The 2,446-nt window shown below is 76.0% G+C and carries 2 protein-coding genes; one reads left to right on the forward strand and one right to left on the reverse strand.

Annotated elements, in window-relative coordinates; translation table 11 throughout:
- The coding region (locus tag L1885_RS27125) for a TVP38/TMEM64 family protein (RefSeq protein WP_235799801.1) at positions 1–725 on the reverse strand (725 nt) is incomplete at its 3' end.
- Between the two features lie 422 nt (positions 726–1,147).
- On the opposite strand from L1885_RS27125, the gene tuf reads away from it, so the two are divergent.
- A complete protein-coding gene (tuf, locus tag L1885_RS27130; protein WP_235799802.1) occupies positions 1,148–2,326 on the forward strand; it encodes an elongation factor Tu in 1,179 nt (392 codons plus the stop codon).
- Positions 2,327–2,446 lie beyond the last annotated feature (120 nt).

Here is a 2,446-nt window from a genome sequence, read left to right on the forward strand (position 1 = left end):
GCCCCGCCGTGCGCCCGGGCCGCCGAGCCCAGGTGGTGGCGCTTGCGCCAGCCCACCACGGCCGCCGCGACGGCGGAGAGCACGATGAACCCGGTCGCGACGAGGAAGGCGGGGGACGTCGGGGACGCGGCCGTCGAACCCGCCACCACGTACGCCGCGGTGTTCGGGATCGACCCGAGCCCGGTCGCCAGCAGGAACGAGGACCACGTCATCCGGGAGACCGCGGCGCCGTAGTTGGCCGCCGCGAACGGCACGCCGGGGAACAGGCGGATCGCCAGCATCGACCGGAAGCCGTACCGGCTCATCAGCCCGTCGGCCGCCGTGAGCCAGCGCCCCCGCACGAGCCGGCGCAGCGCGCCCTGCCCGAGCACCCGGCCGAGCCCGAACGCGATCGCCGCCGCGAGCACCGTCCCCCCGATCGCGGCGCACAGCCCGGCCACCGTCCCCAGCAGGGCCCCGGCCGCCGCGTTGAGCAGCGGGCGGGGCGCGAACGCCGCCGCGCACAGCCCGTACACCAGCGCGAACAGCGTCGCCGCGAGCGCCCCGCCCGTCCCCACGGGCCAGCCCTCCGACAGCAGCCGCTGCGGCTGGTAGACGAGGACGAGGGCGGCGGCCGCGCCGAGCACCGCGACGAGCAGCGCGAAGCGGCACCACGGGGACAGGAGCCGGCGCACGATCCGCGCGCGGAGGCCGGGCTTCGCGGGCGGGGGGACGGTGTGGAGCACGCCCGGAGAGTAACCGAGAACGCGGCGGTCATGCGGTGCCGTGTCCGTGGCGGACACCCGGCACGCGGGCGTCCGGCGGGTGAACACCCCGCCGGGCGGCGTGCGTCCGGGCGCCCCGGAGGTGCGGCCGCGGCCGCCCGGCGCGGAAATTCGCTCGACGCCGGAGCCGTCCCCGGCGAGTATCTGACCCATGTTCCGGTACGCCTTCCTCGCAGCACGGTCCGCAGTCGCGGCCGCGCCGAAGGCTGCCGTCCCCGCTTCCCACCGGACGGCCGCGGCAGCAGCCGCGGCCACCGCGGCCGCCCTCGACGGCGCCCGAAGCTGACCCTCCCCGGACCGACCGGCGGACCCCGAAGGGGGAGGGTCGGTCGGTCCCACGGGGTCCCGAGCATCCGCGAACATCCAGGCAGGAAGCCACAGCCATGCCCAAGACGGCATACGTGCGGACCAAGCCGCACCTCAACATCGGCACCATGGGCCACGTCGACCACGGCAAGACCACGCTCACCGCGGCCATCACCAAGGTCCTCAGCGAGCGCGGCGGCGCCACGTACACCCCGTTCGCCAGGATCGACCGCGCGCCCGAGGAGGCCGCCCGCGGCATCACCATCAACATCGCGCACGTCGAGTACGAGACCGGGACCCGCCACTACGCCCACGTCGACATGCCCGGACACGCCGACTACATCAAGAACATGGTCACGGGGGCCGCGCAGCTCGACGGCGCCGTCCTCGTCGTCTCGGCGCTCGACGGGATCATGCCGCAGACCGCCGAGCACGTGCTGCTCGCCCGGCAGGTCGGCGTCGACCACATCGTCGTCGCCCTCAACAAGGCCGACGCGAGCGACGACGAGCTCACCGACCTCGTGGAGCTGGAGGTGCGCGACCTGCTGACGGCGCACGGCTACGGCGGCGACACCGCCCCGGTCGTACGGGTCTCCGGGCGCGGCGCCCTCGACGGCGACCCGCGCTGGATCGCCTCGGTCGAGGCGCTGCTCGACGCCGTCGACACGTACGTGCCGACGCCCGTGCGCTACACCGACGCGCCGTTCCTGCTGCCGGTGGAGAACGTCCTCACCATCACCGGCCGCGGGACGGTCGTCACCGGGGCCGTCGAGCGCGGGACGGTGCGCGTCGGCGACCGGGTCGCGGTGCTGGGGTCCGACGGCGGTCCCCTCGCGAGCACCGTCACCGGCCTGGAGACCTTCGGCAAGCCGATGGACCTCGCCCAGGCCGGGGACAACGTGGCGCTGCTGCTGCGCGGTCTGTCCCGCGACGCGGTACGGCGCGGCCACGTGGTCGCCGAGCCGGACACCGTGGTGCCGCGCCGGCGCTTCACGGCGCGGGTGTACGTGCTGTCCGCCGCGGAGGGGGGCCGCAGCACCCCCGTCGCCACCGGGTACCGGCCGCAGTTCTACATCAGGACGGCGGACGTGGTCGGCGACGTCGACCTCGGGGAGGCGGCCGTCGCCCGCCCCGGCGAGACGGTGGACCTGACCGTCGAGCTGGGACGTGACGTGCCGCTGGAGGCCGGTCTCGGCTTCGCGATCCGCGAGGGCGGACGCACGGTCGGAGCGGGCACCGTGACGGAGGTCCTCTAGCCGCGCCGGGGGCGCGCATCCGCCGGCCGGGGCCGCCCGGGCCGAACGGGCCGAACGGGCAGAACGGGCCGACCGGGCGTACGGCGCGGTCCGGGCGCACGGGGCGGTCGCGCGGCACCC

Origin of the sequence: Streptomyces fuscigenes, assembly GCF_021556455.1 — a bacterium.
Classification (GTDB): domain Bacteria; phylum Actinomycetota; class Actinomycetes; order Streptomycetales; family Streptomycetaceae; genus Streptomyces; species Streptomyces fuscigenes.